The sequence below is a fragment of the Bradyrhizobium lablabi genome, assembly GCF_018131005.1.
Lineage (GTDB): Bacteria > Pseudomonadota > Alphaproteobacteria > Rhizobiales > Xanthobacteraceae > Bradyrhizobium > Bradyrhizobium lablabi_D.
Genome location: NZ_JAFCJK010000002.1, coordinates 131,920 through 148,792, shown reverse-complemented (window position 1 = coordinate 148,792; position 16,873 = coordinate 131,920). Strand labels below are relative to the sequence as shown.

At 63.0% G+C, this 16,873-nt stretch carries 17 protein-coding genes and 1 tRNA gene; 13 read left to right on the top strand and 5 right to left on the bottom strand.

Annotated elements, in window-relative coordinates:
- Positions 1-234 precede the first annotated feature (234 nt).
- From JQ553_RS05715 to JQ553_RS05695, 5 genes are all read left to right on the top strand, one after another.
- Positions 235-606, top strand: coding sequence for a peptidoglycan-binding protein (locus JQ553_RS05715; RefSeq protein ID WP_212498943.1), 372 nt, complete (start codon positions 235-237; stop codon positions 604-606).
- A gap of 4 nt (positions 607-610) precedes the next feature.
- Positions 611-1,285 carry a hypothetical protein gene (locus JQ553_RS05710; protein ID WP_212498942.1) on the top strand — a complete coding sequence of 225 codons (675 nt, stop codon included), beginning with the start codon at positions 611-613 and terminating at the stop codon, positions 1,283-1,285.
- A gap of 407 nt (positions 1,286-1,692) precedes the next feature.
- A complete protein-coding gene (locus JQ553_RS05705; protein WP_212498941.1) occupies positions 1,693-2,430 on the top strand; it encodes a haloacid dehalogenase type II in 738 nt (245 codons plus the stop codon).
- Positions 2,431-2,581: 151 nt separating this feature from the next.
- Complete coding sequence (locus tag JQ553_RS05700; protein WP_212498940.1) at positions 2,582-3,685, top strand: acyltransferase; 1,104 nt, start codon at positions 2,582-2,584, stop codon at positions 3,683-3,685.
- Positions 3,686-3,848: 163 nt separating this feature from the next.
- Positions 3,849-5,075: a CaiB/BaiF CoA-transferase family protein gene (locus JQ553_RS05695; protein ID WP_212498939.1), complete on the top strand. Its 1,227-nt coding sequence runs from the start codon at positions 3,849-3,851 to the stop codon at positions 5,073-5,075.
- Positions 5,076-5,324: 249 nt separating this feature from the next.
- On the opposite strand, the gene JQ553_RS05690 is transcribed toward JQ553_RS05695, so the two are convergent.
- The gene (locus tag JQ553_RS05690) at positions 5,325-6,014 is read right to left on the bottom strand and encodes a TetR/AcrR family transcriptional regulator (RefSeq protein ID WP_212498938.1); all 690 of its coding nucleotides are present in this window, start codon (positions 6,012-6,014) and stop codon (positions 5,325-5,327) included.
- Positions 6,015-6,210: 196 nt separating this feature from the next.
- Between JQ553_RS05690 and JQ553_RS05685 the strand changes: the two genes are divergently transcribed.
- The 4 genes from JQ553_RS05685 (at position 6,211) to JQ553_RS05670 (ending at position 10,556) form a co-directional block, all read left to right on the top strand.
- On the top strand, positions 6,211-7,443 hold the full coding sequence (locus JQ553_RS05685; protein ID WP_212498937.1) for an acyl-CoA dehydrogenase family protein: 1,233 nt from the start codon (positions 6,211-6,213) through the stop codon (positions 7,441-7,443).
- 49 nt (positions 7,444-7,492) lie between these two features.
- Positions 7,493-8,551, top strand: a complete 1,059-nt coding sequence (locus JQ553_RS05680; RefSeq protein ID WP_212498936.1) for a phosphotransferase family protein — start codon at positions 7,493-7,495, stop codon at positions 8,549-8,551.
- Between the two features lie 150 nt (positions 8,552-8,701).
- A complete protein-coding gene (locus tag JQ553_RS05675; protein WP_212498935.1) occupies positions 8,702-9,616 on the top strand; it encodes a DMT family transporter in 915 nt (304 codons plus the stop codon).
- Positions 9,617-9,737: 121 nt separating this feature from the next.
- A complete protein-coding gene (locus JQ553_RS05670) occupies positions 9,738-10,556 on the top strand; it encodes a Crp/Fnr family transcriptional regulator (RefSeq protein WP_212498934.1) in 819 nt (272 codons plus the stop codon).
- Between the two features lie 772 nt (positions 10,557-11,328).
- Here the strand turns inward: JQ553_RS05670 and JQ553_RS05665 are convergent.
- Positions 11,329-12,114 carry an SDR family NAD(P)-dependent oxidoreductase gene (locus JQ553_RS05665; protein WP_212498933.1) on the bottom strand — a complete coding sequence of 262 codons (786 nt, stop codon included), beginning with the start codon at positions 12,112-12,114 and terminating at the stop codon, positions 11,329-11,331.
- Between the two features lie 139 nt (positions 12,115-12,253).
- Here JQ553_RS05665 and JQ553_RS05660 point away from each other — a divergent pair, with 139 nt between their 5' ends.
- Both JQ553_RS05660 and JQ553_RS05655 read left to right on the top strand, forming a co-directional pair.
- Complete coding sequence (locus JQ553_RS05660) at positions 12,254-12,949, top strand: histidine phosphatase family protein (RefSeq protein WP_212498932.1); 696 nt, start codon at positions 12,254-12,256, stop codon at positions 12,947-12,949.
- A gap of 69 nt (positions 12,950-13,018) precedes the next feature.
- Entirely contained in the window at positions 13,019-13,786 is a 768-nt protein-coding gene (locus JQ553_RS05655) for an SDR family NAD(P)-dependent oxidoreductase (RefSeq protein ID WP_212498931.1), read from the top strand.
- A 62-nt stretch (positions 13,787-13,848) separates the two neighbouring features.
- Here the strand turns inward: JQ553_RS05655 and JQ553_RS05650 are convergent, their stop codons facing one another.
- Complete coding sequence (locus JQ553_RS05650; protein ID WP_212498930.1) at positions 13,849-15,072, bottom strand: serine hydrolase; 1,224 nt, start codon at positions 15,070-15,072, stop codon at positions 13,849-13,851.
- 170 nt (positions 15,073-15,242) lie between these two features.
- Here JQ553_RS05650 and JQ553_RS05645 point away from each other — a divergent pair.
- Positions 15,243-15,318: transfer RNA gene (locus JQ553_RS05645), tRNA-Trp, on the top strand.
- Positions 15,319-15,665: 347 nt separating this feature from the next.
- On the opposite strand, the gene JQ553_RS05640 is transcribed toward JQ553_RS05645, so the two are convergent.
- Entirely contained in the window at positions 15,666-16,058 is a 393-nt protein-coding gene (locus JQ553_RS05640; protein ID WP_212498929.1) for a hypothetical protein, read from the bottom strand.
- A gap of 85 nt (positions 16,059-16,143) precedes the next feature.
- Between JQ553_RS05640 and JQ553_RS05635 the strand changes: the two genes are divergently transcribed.
- On the top strand, positions 16,144-16,443 hold the full coding sequence (locus tag JQ553_RS05635; protein WP_212498928.1) for a hypothetical protein: 300 nt from the start codon (positions 16,144-16,146) through the stop codon (positions 16,441-16,443).
- 289 nt (positions 16,444-16,732) lie between these two features.
- Here the strand turns inward: JQ553_RS05635 and JQ553_RS05630 are convergent, their stop codons facing one another.
- A complete protein-coding gene (locus tag JQ553_RS05630) occupies positions 16,733-16,858 on the bottom strand; it encodes a hypothetical protein (RefSeq protein ID WP_312015090.1) in 126 nt (41 codons plus the stop codon).
- Positions 16,859-16,873 lie beyond the last annotated feature (15 nt).

Sequence of the window (16,873 nt, the reverse complement as noted above, 5' to 3'; positions counted from 1 at the left end):
GGCGCAAGGTTGGCCCAACTGCGTAGGTCCGTCCTCCATTTAGACCGGCGACGAAATCATCAATCCGCCCGGCCTTACCCATGCACCTTTGGGCTCCAGCTTGCGGGAAACCAGGGTTTCTGCGAGACTTGAAGCTTCTGTTTCACGATTTGTCCAAAATGCTTTTGCGTTGCGCCAGGTCTCGGGGGAGGCGCCTTTCGTAAAGTCCGTGACCGCACCGAGGAGGAACGCGCCATGGCGTTACAGTCCACGCTGTTCAAGAACGATGCGAAACTTCAGGCCTGCCTGGTCAGTGATCCCGCGCATGTCGTTCCCGGTGCCCGCGGAGAGCACGTTGCCAAAATTCAGATAGCCCTCAAGGCGCTTGACGACGCGGAGATCAGTGCCGGCGAGCTCTCCACCAAGACCTATGGTCCATCCACTGCCGCTGCGGTCCTGTCTTACAAGAAGAAGCGAAGCATCATCAATTTCAGCTACCAGACTCAGGCCGATAACATCGTTGGCAAGATGACCATCGCCTCTCTCGACCGGGAGATGCAGAAACTGGATCAGCCAGCCATGGTCGTCAGCAGTGCTTGCCGATGGAATCAGAAAGGACTCGGGTGAAGTCGTGGCAGGGCCCGATGTGCCGTGGTACGACGGCATCACAAGCAAGCGTCGGATCCTGACGGTGTTTCAGGGTAAGAGCGTGACGAGCTCGCCCATCTGGTCCAACGTCGTTCCGAAGGCCGTCAAGGACTTCACCGATCTCTTCAACAATCTGAAGCTCAACGTCGGCCTTGCGCTGGCCAAGCCGACGGAACAACCCGAAGCGGGATCATTCCAATTCGGCGGTGCGGACATTTGGGTGGAGGCGCTGGAGCAGTTTACGTTTCCGATAGCCGGGCGAAACGTAAACCTCGATTTCGCTACTGAGCCGTTTGCGCAGGGCATTACGGAAAAGCAGGTCTGGGATTTCGGCATAAAGGACCAGGTGAAAATACAGGTACGAAAAGCCGTCATCCTGATGAGACCCAATCCGCAGTCAGATGATTTTCCTCGGCGGGTCGGCAATGGCGTTCTCGGCTGCTGGACCGTTCATGAATTCATCCATGCGGTCGGTTTGACGGCCCATACGCACGGCGCGGGAGATTTGTACGAGGCAAATCCCGCGCTCCGCAGCGGAAAGCGCGATGACCCGGAGACGGACAAGCTGGAGGTGAGGGGCGGTGACAAGGTCCCACCGATCAAAACTCTCACCGGCGATACAATCAAACGCATTCAGACGCTATGGCCAAAGCCTTGACGGCCTGCGTTCAGGCTGAGCCGATTGCAGCGGCGGCCGCCGCGGGGTCGGCGAGGTTGTTCGCCAGATAGTTCGCAAGCTTGCTGACCACGCGGGAATTGCTGCGCCGCCCGTACGAGCCGGCACCTCGATGCCGAGCCCTTCCATCGCCGCCGATCCGAGGCAGTCGAAGCTCGGGCTGACGAAGCTCACATGCTACGGCCGGCCCTGTTCCATCATACTCATCATCACGATTATTTATTTTGCCGCTTGACGCTGACTTCGTAAACCGGTTTGCCCCGTACCGCGGCTGCAACCGGGGATGAACTCGCCGCGAAGGCAGAGTCGAGCCAAATTGAGCCAACCGAATTCCGACCGCCTTCGCGCCAACTGACCGCAAACCCATCGTCCGAACGGGAGCTCATCCAATGACCATCAAAGCAGTTGTCTTCGACGCCTACGGCACCCTCTACGACGTCCAGTCGGTCGCCTCGATCACCGACGCGGCATTTCCCGGCCACGGCGACATGATCACGCAGATCTGGCGGCTCAAGCAGCTGGAATACACCTGGTTGCGCACCCTGATGGGCCGCTATGAGGATTTCTCCGTCGTCACCCGGGACTCGCTTGCCTTCACGTTGAAGATTCTTGGGCTCAAATACGACGCCGGCGTGTTCGACCGTATCATGGACAAGTACGTGCACCTCGATCTCTATCCGGATGCGAGGCAGGCGCTGGCCGATCTGAAACAGTACAAGCGCGCCATTCTGTCGAATGGCAGCTCGGACATGCTGAACACTCTCGTTCGCAACACCGGTCTGGATTCGATCCTCGACGCAACCATCAGCATCGACTCGAAACGGGTCTTCAAGCCGAACCCGCAGACCTATACGCTGATCGAAGAGCGCCTCGGCGTCAGGCCCGCCGAGGTCATGTTCGTATCCTCCAATCCGTGGGATGCCATTGGCGCGAAGTCGTTTGGCTTGAATTCGGTCTGGATCGAGCGGGTGTCGCCGGAAGCGATGGCGGAGGCCTGCCGCAAGAGCGATCTCGTGCCGCCGCTCACCATGTTCAAGGCCCTGCGCATGCAGATGGACGAACTCGGCCTCGCGCCCGATCATCGCGTGCACGGACTCGCGGCGCTGCCGGCGCTGGTTTCGGGCTGATCCGGCCGGCCAAAGGCGACGGCCCGATCAAGATTGACGCCTTAACGTTAAGAGATGGTCCGCGTTGGCGAATTGTCGCAGCGCGGATAGGTTGCGGCTCGCCAGGATCAATCGACAGAAATTGCGACGCCGTCGCAGGGAGGCGCGGTCCGTGCAGAAACCGCATCCGGACCGCCGCGGTCCTTCCAGCGTCATCCTTCCATCGGTCCAGTGGTTGCGCGGCATCGCGGCGATGATGGTCGTGATCCTTCATCTCAATTTTCACACCGAATGGCTGCGCGAGAAGGTCGGTGCCGCGTCGTCATGGTTTGCACATGTTCCGTGGTCGTTCGGAATCCACATCTTCTTCGTGATCTCAGGGTTCATCATGATCCTGACGACCAGGAGCTTTGGGGAGCCCGGCGCGTGGACATCGTTTCTGGCTCGCCGCCTCGTCCGCATCGTGCCGCTGTACTGGCTGCTTACGACGGTGATGGTCGCGGGTGTACTGATGTCGCCGCATTCGCTCGAGCTTCCCGCCGACAAATGGCGCTACATCGTCAGCTCCTACCTCTTCATTCCCGTGCTGCGCACGGCCGACGATCTGCGTCCGATCCTGGGGCAGGGCTGGACACTTGATTACGAGATGTTCTTCTATGCGGCGTTTGCATTCGCGATCCTGTGGCCGCGCCGCACCGGCATGGCGATCCTTACCATCGGCTTCCTGACGCTTGCCATCCTCGGACGCAATCTCGATATCTCCACGCCGATGCTGTTCACCTGGACCGACGGCATCATTCTCGAATTCATCCTCGGCATCCAACTCGGTATGATCTACCAGAGCGGCTGGCGCCTCTCGCGGCCGACCGCCGTCGTCTTCGTGCTCGCCGGCGTCGCGCTCGGCTATCCCGAGTTCAACTGGCCCGCAGTGTTTTCGGCGGGCCTGCCGGCGATGCTGATCGTCGGCGGCCTCGTGCTCTGTCCGCGGCTCGAGGATTCCGCTGCGACAGGCTGGCTGACGGTTTTGGGCAACGCGTCCTACAGCATCTATCTCAGCCACACCCTGGTGCTGCGTCCGTTTCGTGACGTCTGGGCGCGCCTGATCGACGGCGCTTGGTCGCCATTCATGTTCTTCGTCGCCGGCGTGCTGGTGTCGGTCGCGGTCGGCTGCGCCATCCATTACCTGGTCGAGCGGCCGATGCTGCGCTACCTCAGCCACCGCCTGCGCGCTTCGCCCGCGCCCCCGGCCTTGCCGGTTGCGGCCGCCGTCGGCTAGGTTCCCCGCCAAGCCCGCCCGGCCGTCCCACATAGGCCGCAGGCGGATGGCTTCATGCCGACAATGCAGTGCTCGCTCCGCCAAAATGGTGTATCGCGAAGCTCTGCCGCGCGCGGATATGATCCGGCGCCACCAATACCCAAGAATCTCGGAGGAAGATTTCATGTCGGCTCTGCCACTCTCGGGCATCAAGATTCTCGACCTGACGCGCGTGCTTGCGGGTCCGCTGTCGGCCCAGATGCTCGCGGATCTCGGCGCCGAGGTGATCAAGATCGAGCGCCCCGGCGGCGGCGACGATGCCCGCGCCTTCGGCCCGCCTTACCTCACCGATCCCGACGGCAAGCAGAACAACAACAACTCGTTCTATCTCTGCGCCAACCGCAACAAGAAGTCGGTCACGGTCAATATCGCCAAGCCGGAGGGGCAGGCGATCATCCGCGAACTCGCCAAGTCGGTCGACGTGATGATGGAGAACTACAAGGTCGGCGACCTCAAGCGCTACGGGCTCGATTACGAAACCATCAGGAAGCTCAACCCCGGCATCATCTATTGCTCGGTGACGGGCTTCGGCCAGACCGGCCCCTATGCGCCGCGCGCCGGTTATGACGCGATCCTGCAGGCGATGGGCGGGTTGATGAGCGTAACCGGCCATCTCGACGGCGAGCCTGGCGCGGGACCAATGAAGGTTGGCCCCTCGATCGTCGACTACATGACCGGCATGAATGCCTCGATCGGCATCCTCGCCGCGCTCTATCACCGCAAAGCCAATGGCGGGGAGGGGCAGCATGTCGACGTCTGCCTGTTCGACACGGTGATCGCCGCGCTGTCGCACTACGCCCAGATTTTTCTCGTCAACGGCAAGACCCCGCCGCGCCGCGGCACCTGGGGCAATGGCGGCATGCCGGCCGGGGTGTTCCGCTGCACCGACGGCGAACTGATGCTGGTGGTCGGCAATGACGGCCAGTTCCAGCGCACTTGCTCGGTGCTCGGCGAGCCGGAGCTCGCGAACGACAAACGGTTCATCAAGAACAACGACCGTGTCGTGCATGGCAAGGAGATCATGGCGATCTTCGCCGGCCTGTTCCTCAAAAAGCCGGTTGCCTACTGGCTGGAGGAACTCGAGAAGGCCGGCGTCCCGTCTGGTCCGATCAACGATTTCTCTCAGGTGTTCAACGACCCGCACGTCCAGTCGCGCGGCATGCGGGTCAAGGTCGATCATCCCTTCGAGCCCGAGCTCTCGCTGATCCGCAACGCGCTGACCTTCTCGGGCACCCCGATCACGGAATACCGCGCCCCGCCGCTGCTCGGCGCCGACACCAAGGACGTGCTGGCGACGATCGGCTATGACGGCGCCAAGGTCGAAGGGCTGAAGGCGCAGGGAATCCTGTAGCGCTCACAGTTGCGCGCGGCGTTTCTACCATCACCCGGCCGCTCCTCCAGCGGCCTCGAAGGGCGACGGCCCCGCTTGTGGCCGGGCATCCTTCGAGACGCGCTGCGCGCTCCTCTGACGGTCATAAAGCGGTCGCCGATATCGGCGATCAGAAGAGCGATCTCGTGGGGGCACGCCGAGATGACCTTCAGAGTCCCGAACAAGTACCACTTCATCGATTGAGCGCGCGTGCCGCGCCGCGAGCGCAGCCTACAGGTCCTGTCGCGTGAGCCGACCATGCGCGACTGCCGGCCGGGCAGGCGACTTGCTCGCAACTTCCCCGCCGGTCAGTGCCACCACCGAGACCGCGACCACGCGGTCGATGATCCCGGCGACGTCGTCGAGGTCGCATTTGCCGTCCGACAGGCGGATCAGCCGCTCCTTTTCGCGGATGGTGTGATGGGCCATCGCGAGCGCGAAGTGCAGGCCCCAATAGAGCTCGGTGTCATCGCGGCCAGGCATCGCGCGGCGCATCGCGGCGGCGAATTTGCGCAGGTGGTCGACCTCGCGGTTCTTGATGCGGCGGATCGGCGGCACCGACTCGATCGAGGCGCGGATCATGAAGCGCGCGGCGGTCGAGCCTTCGCGGTCGGGGCCGAGGCAGCCGCGCAGCGGCGGGCCGACCAGGGCGCGGATGATGTCCTCGATCGCGGCGCGGCCGCCGCCTTTGTCCTCCGCCGCCTTCAATTCATTGAGGCGTTCGCGATTGGTCTGGATGCTGCGGGTAACGAACAGTTCCGCGATCAACTCGTCCTTGGAACCGAAATGGTAGTTCACCGCGGCGAGATTGACGTTGGCCTCCGCGACAATGTCGCGCAGCGTGACGTCGCCGAACCCGCGTTCGGCATAGAGCCGCTCGGCGGCGGCGAGAATGGCGGACCGGGTCTGATCGCTCGACATGGGTCACCCCCCCGTTGCTGCGGTTGCATTTCAAACAATTGTATGAAACTATCGTTTGAACCGCTGGAAATGTCAATCCGCAGTCGATGCGGGCGGCGTTCTGGCACACCACGGTCGCTCACGCGCAAACGGCCCTTGCGGCGCGTGAGCGCGAGGTGGACAGTGCGGCCCAAGTCTAGGAAACGAGGAGCGTCCCATGGATTTCACGATGTCGGCGAGGCAGAAGGAGTGGCTCGGGCGCGTTCAGGCCTTCATGAACACGCATGTCCGTCCCGCGGTGCCGATCTACGAGAAGCAGGATGCGGAGGGCCCGCGCTGGAAGGTGATTCCGATCCTCGAGGAGCTGAAGAAAAAGGCGAAGGCAGAAGGCCTCTGGAACATGTTCATGCCGCCGTCGTCGCACGAGGACGACGAATTCCACGGTGCGGGATTGAGCAACCTCGAATACGCGCTGCTGTCGGAAGAGATGGGCCATATCTCCTGGGCGTCGGAAGTCTTCAACTGCTCCGCCCCCGATACCGGCAACATGGAAGTGTTCATCCGCTACGGCACCAAGGAGCAGAAGCGAAAGTGGCTGCGGCCGCTGATGGACGGCGAGATCCGCTCCGCCTTCCTGATGACCGAGCCCGCGGTCGCTTCGTCCGACGCCACCAACATCGAGACCCGCATCGAGCGTGACGGCGATCACTATGTCATCAACGGCCGCAAATGGTGGTCGTCCGGCGTCGGCGATCCCCGCTGCAAGATCGCGATCCTGATGGGCAAGACCGATCCGGCCGCAGCCAAGCATCAGCAGCAGTCGCAGATCCTGGTGCCGCTCGATACGCCCGGCATCAAGGTCGAGAAGATGCTGCCGGTGTTCGGCTTCGACGATGCGCCGCACGGACACGCCCAGGTGCTTCTCGAAAACGTCCGCGTGCCAAAGGAGAACATCCTGCTCGGCGAGGGCCGCGGCTTCGAGATCGCGCAGGGCCGGTTGGGGCCAGGCCGCATTCATCACTGCATGCGGACCATCGGCAAGGCCGAGGAGGCGCTGGAGAAGATGGTGAAGCGGCTCGCCTCGCGCACCGCATTCGGCAAGAAGATCATCGAGCATTCGGTGTGGGAGCAGCGCATCGGCGAAGCGCGCACCGACATCGAGATGAATCGCCTGCTGTGCCTCAAGGCCGCCGACATGATGGACAAGGTCGGCAACAAGACCGCGCAGGCCGAGATCGCGATGATCAAGGTCGCGGCTCCCAACATGGCGCTGAAGATCATCGACCAGGCGATCCAGGCCTATGGTGGCGGCGGTGTCTCCGACGATGCCGGGCTGGCGAAGGACTACGCCCACATCCGCACGCTGCGGCTCGCCGACGGTCCGGACGAGGTGCACAATCGCGCCATTGCCAGACTTGAACTTCGGAAGTATGCAAACAAGAGTCAGTAGCGGGAACGCCAGATGGCGCTCCCCAAGAATGAGTTGAGGGAGCGTCATCGTGACGGACGGCGTCAGGAAAGACGAGGAATTCTCCGGCACAAGGGAAGTCGAGGAACGCCATCGTATCAACGAGGCGAATCTTGATGCCTGGATGAAGGAACACGTTGAGGGCTATCAAGGCCCGCTCAAGGTTCTGCAATTCAAGGGCGGTCAGTCCAACCCCACCTACAAGCTCGAAACACCTGGCCGCAATTACGTGATGCGGCGCAGGCCGTTCGGCAAATTATTGCCGTCGGCGCACGCAGTCGATCGCGAGTTCCGCGTCATCGCGGCGCTCGGCAAGCAGGATTTTCCGGTCGCGAAAGCCTATGCGCTCTGCACCGACGATGCGGTGGTCGGCTCTGCCTTCTACATCATGTCGATGGAGGAGGGGCGGGTGTTCTGGGATCCGACGCTGCCGAGCCAGGCGCCCGAGGCGCGGCGGAAGATCTTCAACAGCAAGATCGAGACGCTGGCGAAGCTGCACATGCTCGCCCCTGACAAGATCGGGCTTTCCGATTTTGGCAAGCCCGGCAACTATTTTGCACGCCAGGTCGATCGCTGGACCAAGCAGTATCGCGCCTCCGAGACGCAGCACATTCCGGAATTCGAGAAGCTGGCCGAGTGGCTGCCGAAGACGGTGCCGGAGCAGCAGCGCGTCTCGATCGTGCATGGCGACTATCGCCTCGACAACATGATCTTCCACTTGACCGAGCCGCGCGTTCAGGCGGTGCTTGACTGGGAGCTGTCGACGCTCGGCGATCCCATGGCGGACTTCACCTATCTTTTGATGCAGTGGACCATGCCGGGCCTGGCGGGCGCCCATCTCAAGTCGCTCAACATTCCGAGCATGGAGGAGGCGGCGCAGACCTACTGCGACGTCACCAACATGCCGGTGCCGGACCTGAACTGGTACTTCTCCTACAATCTCTTCCGCCTCGCTGGCATCACGCAGGGTATTGCAGGGCGGATCCGCGACGGCACCGCCGCGAACGCCAAGGCCATCGAGTCGGCCAAGCGCACCGTGCCGCTGTCGAAGGCGTCGTGGGAATACGCCCAGAAGGCCGGCGCAATGTGAGATACGAGCGGCGCGATCCATCAGGGTCGCGCCGCTTCCTTTTGATTGAGGATGTGCAATTGTAGCCATCTGTGACTTGAGTTCAGCGCGCGGCCTTGGCAAAGCCAGTCCGGTCAACGTCCTCCCCTGTCCTGATCGGACGACTTCATTTTGAACTTATCGCCGAATCTTCGCGGCAGCCTGTTCATGGCTGCGGCCATGGCCAGCTTCACCATGAACGACGCCATCACCAAGGCGGTGTCGTCGGAGCTCAATGTCGGGGAGATTCTCCTCGTCCGTGGCCTGTTCGCAATGGTGCTGGTCGCTGTGCTCGCCGCTCATCGCAAGGCGCTCCGAAGCTTCCGTTCGCTGCTGATCGGGCCGGTGGCCCTGCGCGTCATCGGCGAGATCGGCGGCACGCTGAGTTATGTCGCGGCGATCTCGCAGATCCCCCTTGCGAATGCGTCGGCGATCTTCCAGGCGCTGCCGCTCGTCATCACGCTCGGCGCGGCGCTTGTGTTCGGCGAGCCGGTCGGCTGGCGGCGCTGGCTTGCCATCGCGGCCGGCTTCATCGGCGTTCTCGTCATCGTGCGGCCAGGCGCGGAAGGCTTCAGCCAGGCCGGGCTGCTGGCCCTGGCCTCGGTCGGGTTCTGCGCGGTACGCGATCTGGCGACCCGGCGCATTCCGAAGCAATTGCCGACGCTGTTTATCACGCTGCTGACAACCGTGACGGTGACGATGGCAGGCGCCTTTGTTCTTGTTCCGCTCGGCGGATGGACGGCACCATCCGGCCATGCCCTCGGTCTGCTCGCGCTCGCGGCGGTGCTGATCCTGATCGGCTATCAATGCATCATCGTGGCGCTGCGAACGGGCGACATTTCGGCCGTCGCGCCATTCCGCTATTTCGCGCTGCTCTGGGCGATGCTGCTCGGCTATCTCGCCTTCGGTGACACCCCTGATCGCCCTATGCTCGCGGGCGCCGCGATTATCGTGCTATCGGGCCTCTATGCCTTCTACCGCGAGCGCATGCGAGACAAGCTCCGCCCGGCGGCAACGGGGCCCGGACTGCCGCCGGACGGGTTGTGAGTTTGTAGCCCGATGAGCGAAGCGATGCCCGGGAGGCAGTTGCCGGCTTTCTGTTTGCACCTTATCTGGGGCTGGCCGAGTCCTTGGTCTGAAGTCTTCTCCGGGCGCTACGGGTGATCCGATGAACGTCAGCAGCGCAGATCTGTCCACCGCGCTTAATCGCATTCTCGACGCGGCGGCCGACAATCTCAGGGTCGCGAAGATCCTGGTTCAGCTTGGTCTTGACCCCAACAACATTACCTACGACGCCCTGTTCAACCGCCTTCTGGAACTCGTGCTGGCCAATATCACGCTGGCCAATATGTTTGCCCTGGTCGGCGCGATTTTCTTCGTCGCCACGCTGCTCACGCATACCATGGTGCCGCTGCGCGTCGCGAACATGGCCGGCTGCGCCTTCTTCGTCGGCTTCGGCGCGCTCGCCGGAGACGTCAAGACCTTCCTGCTGTACCTTCTGTTGCTTCCGATCAACGCGGTTCGCCTTCGCCAGATGCTCACTCTCGTCAAGAAGGCGCGCACCGCGACCGAGGGCGACATGTCGATGGAATGGCTCAAGCCGTTCATGACCCAGCGAAGATATCGCAAGGGCGATACCCTGTTCAAAAAAGGCGATGCAGCCAATGAAATGTTCCTCACGGTCACCGGGAGCTTTCTGGTCACCGAAATCGGAGTCACCCTTCCGCCCGGGCGCCTGATGGGCGAGCTCGGCTTCCTTTCGCCGGACAACCGGCGCACCGCGACGGTCGAATGCACGGAGGATGGCCACGTGCTGACGATCACTTACGAGAAGCTGCTCGAAATCTACTTTCAGAACCCCCAATTCGGCTATTACTTCCTCGTCCTGACGAGCCATCGCCTGCTGGAGAATATCGCGCGGCTCGAGACGATTGTCGCCAGCAACAAGGTCGTTCAGCCGGCCGTCGCCGAGGCCGACCCCGGTTGAGCATGGCAGGGCCGCGAATGCGACGGACGAGCGGGCGCTGGATCAGCCGGGTTGAGGGTGCGGCCACGCATGGCCGCCTCGCGTTGGGTCCTTGGCACTGATTTGACCGACGGCGCAAGCCTTGTCGCAAACAATATTTCTGTTTTTCAGAAACGCAACTCGGTGTAAGAATCCGCCCGTCTCACCCGATTGAGGGGCGCTTCGCGATCGTCACGAACGTTGCGGTGAGATGCGGTGGACGCGGCGGCACACGAGACGAACGTGCCAAGGCGGACGGCGAAGTCGTGTGGTCCTGACGCCCCAGTGGCTGGTGTTAAGTCCGCGAGAGGCCAACGCTTCTTGCTGATGACGGTGGCAACAAAGCCCGGTCTCACCGAGGAGATCACGTATAAGCCGTAAACCATCGCGCAGGGAAAGCCGGGTCGTTTCCGGTTTCACCTGTGGTCCTACCCCGGTGCTTTTTGTTGCACCGGGCCCATGGGTGCGATCGGCGCCCGGCTTTCCCTGCGCCCTCCAAGATGAGAGGGCGGAAGATGACGCAAAGCTCGGACACAAATCATGTCGCGAGAACGCGGACTCACATTCTCGACGTTGTTTGACACTCAAAACCGGAATTTCACCCCGTCACTGCGAAGACGCGATAGCGCCGTGGCAATCCATCGCCCCGCATCTGCTGCTCGATGGATTGCTTCGCTTCGCTCCAGTGACGCGGTTGGAGCGTCGCTTCGCTCCTCGCAATGACGTCGTGGCTGAGACCGTGGAGTTACGGCACCTAAATCGGCTTGCCGGTGTACGGCATCGACGCGGTGAGGCCGCCGTCGACCGGGATCGCCTGGCCGTTGACATAGGAGGCTTCGTCGCTGGCGAGGAACAGTCCCATCGCGGCGAGCTCGTGCGGTTGGCCGGCGCGCTTCAGCGGATTGAGTTGGCCGATCTTGTCGGAGGTGCCGCGCTCCTTGGCACGGTCGAACACCGGCTTGGTCATTCCGGTCTCGATCAGCCCCGGGCAGACCGCATTGATGCGCACGCCGGTACCCGAGAGCGAGTAGGCGGTGATCTGCACCAGGCTGATCACGCCGGCCTTGCTCGCGCCGTAAGGGTGTCCGCTCGCGCCCGACTTCAGGCCTGCGACCGAGGCGGTGCAGATGATCGAGCCGGCGCCCTGCCTGGTCATGTGCGGGATCGAATGCTTGATCGCCAGGAACGGCCCGATCAGATTGATGCGCAGCACCTCCTGCCAGTGCTCCACGGTCTGGTCGGCGAGCGGCACGAGCCCGCCGCTGACGCCGGCATTGGCCCAGATCGCGTCGAGCTTGCCGTAGGCCGACAGCGCCTTGCCGACGAAGGCCTTCACGTCAGCCTCGGAGCCTGCGTCAGCGGTCACCGCTTCGACGGTGCCGCCGGCATCGCGCACGAGCTTTGCGGTTTCATTGACGCCTTCCGTGCGATCGACTGCGATCAGCTTTGCGCCTTCCTTTGTGAACAGCAACGAGGCCGCGCGGCCGATGCCGCTTCCAGCGCCCGTGATGATGACAGATTTGCCTTCGAGGCGGCCCATGAGCTTCTCCCTGGTCAGCTTGTCCGCAGCGCACCTGCCGCGCGACGGAATTCAAACAAAATTTCAAACGTCTGGGGCACTTGAGACGGTGCGCGCTCTGACGTACAGCGACGAGCGACAGTAGTGAAGGGTGTTTGCGATGTCCAACCCAGACAAACCCAAGGTGACCGTGACGCGATGGTGGTGGGTACGCCACGCGCCGGTGCGCAGCGACGGCGGCAACATCTACGGCCAGAAGGATATCGAGTGCGATACCGGCGATACCGAGGTGTTCGAGGCGGTCGCAAAGATCCTGCCGCGTAACGCGGTGTGGTATGCGAGCAATCTGAAGCGCACGCATCAGACTGCGGAAGCGATCTGGGCTGCCGGCTTTCCGAAGCCTGCGAGCATGATCAGGGACGCGGCCTTCGCGGAGCAGCATCTCGGGGAGTGGCAGGGCATGAATCGCGCCGCGTTTCTTGCCAGCCGTCCGGTCGGCACATCCTGGTTTGCCGACGTCAATGAACCGGCGCCCGGCGGCGAGAGTTTCATGGATCTCTACACCCGGGTCTGCCGCGCGATCGTGCGGATCAGTGCGGCCGAGGCGGGCAAGGATGTGATCGCGGTCGGCCATGGCGGCGTGATCAAGGCCGCGGTGGGCCTGGCGCTCGGCGGTCAGCCCGACCGGGGCCTGTCGTTCGACATCGACAATGTCTCGGTAACGCGGCTTGATCATATAACGGCGCCCGGCCTGTCGACCTGGCGGTTGCCGATGGTGAACCAGCAGCCGTGGATCGCCGATCCAAGGCACGCGGCGATGCATCAGCCGGCGGGGCCGGAAGTGAAGCTCGCGTGACGCAGTTGTGGCGAGAGGCCAACGCTGCTTAGCTCAGCACCAAACACGAACTCAATCCGGGAGAGAAACATGACCTTGTTCGACATGAAGGGAAAAGTCGCCGTCATTACCGGCTCGACGCGCGGCATTGGGCGCGCGATCGCCGAACGGATGGCCGAGCATGGCGCCAAGGTCGTTATCTCCTCGCGCAAGGCCGACGTCTGCGAACAGGTGGCGAGCGAGATCAACGACAGATTCGGCAAGGGCACGGCGGTCGCGATCGCGGCCAACATCTCGTCGAAGGAAAACCTGCAGAACCTGGTCGACGAGAGCAACCGCGCCTTCGGCAAGATCGACGTACTGGTCTGCAACGCCGCGTCAAACCCGTATTACGGCCCGCTCGGCGGCATCTCCGACGACCAGTTCCGGAAAATTCTCGACAACAACATCGTCGCCAACAACTGGCTGATCTCGATGGTGGTGCCGCAGATGATCGAGCGCAAGGACGGCTCGATCATCATCGTGTCATCGATCGGCGGGCTGAAGGGCTCGACCATTCTCGGCGCCTACGCGATCTCGAAGGCCGCCGACATGCAGCTCGCGCGCAACCTCGCTTGCGAGTACGGCAAGCACAATATCCGCGTGAACTGCATTGCGCCGGGCCTGATCAAGACCGACTTTGCCAAGGCGCTGTGGGACAACCCGGAGAATCTGAAGGCCTCGACCTCGCGCTCGCCGCTGCAGCGCATCGGCATCCCGGACGAGATCGCCGGCTGCGCGGTGCTGATGGGCTCGAAGGCCGGTGACTTCATGACCGGCCAGACGGTGGTGATCGACGGCGGCGCGACGGTTAGTTGAGGTCGGGTTGCCGTCATGGCCGGGCTCGTCCCGGCCATGACGGGGAACGATCGGCCCGGTTCTCACCCGACCGCTGCGTAGACCCCGTTTCTCAGCAGCGAGCGGAAATATTCGCGCTGGCCGGGGCCCTGCATCATGAAGACCGCGATCAGGTCTTCGGCCGGGTCGATCCAGAAGAAGGTGCCGGCCATGCCGCTCCAGAAGAACTGGCCGACCGAGCCCGAGAACGGCGCAATGCCCTGCTGCATGCGCACGGCAAAGCCGAGTCCGAAACTGTGGCCGGGGGGAACCAGCGTGCCCTGGATCTTCACGTCGGCTCCGAGGTGATCCGACGCCATGAACTGCACCGTCTTGCGCCCGATGATCCTGACGCCGTCGAGCGCGCCGCCGTTGAGCAGCATCTGCGCGAAGCGCGCGTAGTCCATCGTGGTCGACACCAGCCCGCCGCCGCCGGATTCCATCGCCGGCTTCTCCAGCATGTTGAAGAGCTGGACCTTCTCCCCGCTCCAGGGATCGGCCGCGAACGCTTCCGCAAGCCGGCCGGCGTTTTCCTCCGCGGTGTGAAACGCGGTCTCCTTCATCTGCAACGGCCCGAGGATGCGCTCGGTCAGGAAGGCGCCGAGCGTCTTGCCGCTGACGACCTCGATGATGCGGCCGAGGATGTCGGTGGAGCGGCTGTAGTTCCACTCGGCGCCGGGCTGGCAGATCAGCGGCATGCTGGCGAGCATGGTGGCGTGCTCGGCGTTGGCGATCTTGCGGCTTCGCAGGCGCGATTGCTGGTAGAGCCGTTGCACGAGGCCGTTGCCGGTGTGGTCGTAGGTCAGGCCGGACGTATGGCGGAGCAGGTCCTGGATCGTCATCTGCCGTGTTGCCGGGACGAGTTCGAGATTGCCGTTGTGCTCGACGCCGACCTTGGTCTCGGCGAATTCAGGTATGAATTTCGCGACGGGATCGTTGAGCAGGAAGTGGCCGTCCTCGAGCAGCATCATGATGCCAACCGAGACGATCGGCTTCGTCATCGAGAAGATGCGGAAGATCGTGTCATGCGCCATCGGCGCGCCGGCCATCGGGTTCTGCCGGCCGATGGCGTCGAACCAGCCGATCTGGCCGCGGCGGGCCACCAGCAAGGTCGCGCCCGGTGCGTTTGCCTTGTCGACCTCGCGCTTGAGGGTGTCGGAGAGCGCCTGCAGCCGCGTGCTCGAAAGTCCGATCGCTTCGGGCTTGGCGAGGGGGAGGGACGGGGTCTTCGGGCTGGCGGCGTGCTTGGTGGCAGTTTGAGCGTTCATGATCTCTCCCGGTGCTCTTGTTTCTTGCGGCGGAGTGCCGTCGGTCGGTGGGAGCCAAAGTCTGGCGCATAAGCTTTGCGTTGAACAGGACGTTAACCGCTTCGCCCTTGCAATCCGGCCATGCCCTGTGCTTGAAACGGCGCGAACCGGCGGCGACGCCGGTTCCCCGCAGGAGTGTAGCTCAATTGGTAGAGCACCGGTCTCCAAAACCGGGGGTCGCAGGTTCGAGCCCTGCCACTCCTGCCATTAAATCAATCATTTAGCGAAGCATACGGCGGCCGGTGGCTGCTCCTGCTACCATTTTGCTACCCAATGGCTTTTGATCCGAGGAATCCGGCCGCCAATCCCGCGATGGTGCCGGCTAGCTTCTCGTCCGCCTGCTTTAGCCGTTGGCGCTTGCTGCGGCGGGAATCGTCGCCGATCCGCTGGGCGACCGTGTGCACCGGAATGCCGGCGTCGAGGAGGGCCGTGCTGTGGATGCCCCGCAGGTCATGAAACCGGATTCTGCCGAAGCCAAGCAGTTCGGCCCGCGACGATTGGGAATTGGCTTGTCGACTTCAAACCAGCAACGAGTTCCGCCAGTTCGGAGTCGGTCAGGCCTTCGCGATGTCGTCTGCATCTGGCTCCGGCACTTCCTCCGTCTCATAGACGTGCCCTTCTGGGCTGGGGATCTGCTCGACCCGCACCATCGGGTTGGCGGCTATCAGGCCTTTGCGGTGGGCGGTCGACAAGCAAGCGCCGAAAACAGTGTGAACATGGTGCTGTGTGCGCGGCGATATCTGTTTGGCCTCCGCCATTTTGGCGTATAGCGCGTCGATCTCCGGTGCCCGCAATTTCTGCAACGGCACATTGCCCAGCGCCGGCTTGACGTGCGTCCGCAGCAATTGCCCGTATCGCTCGAGCGAGCGCTGGCTGACCTTCTTCCGCAAGGCCGTGGTCGGCCGGTTTTGTAACCAGCGCTGCAAGGACTGGTGCGACGCCGGCAATGGGCCTCATGGTGGCCAGCCCAGGGAGAGGGGGGCTTGGCGTGTCGTGGCCGGCGGCAATCCCGGATATCTACCGACGGCACCAATGAAGGCCACGGCCTCCGGCTTCAAGATCCATTGCGCCGGCTGCCAGAAGGAATTCGAGAGCCTCGGCTTGCGCTGTTGCTCCACCTCCTGCGAGCGCCGCTATCGGGAGCGCGAAGAGACCCGGGCGATCATGTCCGAGGCGGGCATGGAGCCTGCCGTCAAGCGCAAGTGCGAGGCCTGTTCCAACGCCATCCCGAAGTGGCGAAAGGGCCGCCGCGTGTCGAGCGCTACCCGCTTCTGCTCACCGTCCTGCGCCGACAGGGCTAGACGGGCGACCGAGCGAAAGAAAACGGCATGAAAGAGACCCGCGTGGAATAGGGCACTTCTTTTGCGTTCCGAGCGGCAAAAACGGGTTTTGGCTCCAAGTGCCCTGGAAGGCCTTCCGGCGATGGAGTCTCCGGACCCGATCATTCGCCACGAGGACGGCATGTACGCGGTCTGGCACGACGACGCCGACCGCTTCCCGTCACACGCATTCGCAAGGGCAGCTTGGTTGAGGCGGCACAGCAGACACCGCGAGGACACTACCAATGGCTGATGTCATTCCGTTTCCGGTAACGCGCCGACGGGCTTCTGTCTTCCGGACCTCAGGTCGGGATCAGAGTCATTCCCTCCGGATAGTAGCGGAAGCCATCGCCTTGCTTCGTCACTTGGCCGATCCCCGGCCAGGCGAAATGATAGGCGAGCAGGCGCGTCCTGCCCTCCGCGAGCATCGTCGTCATTCCTAA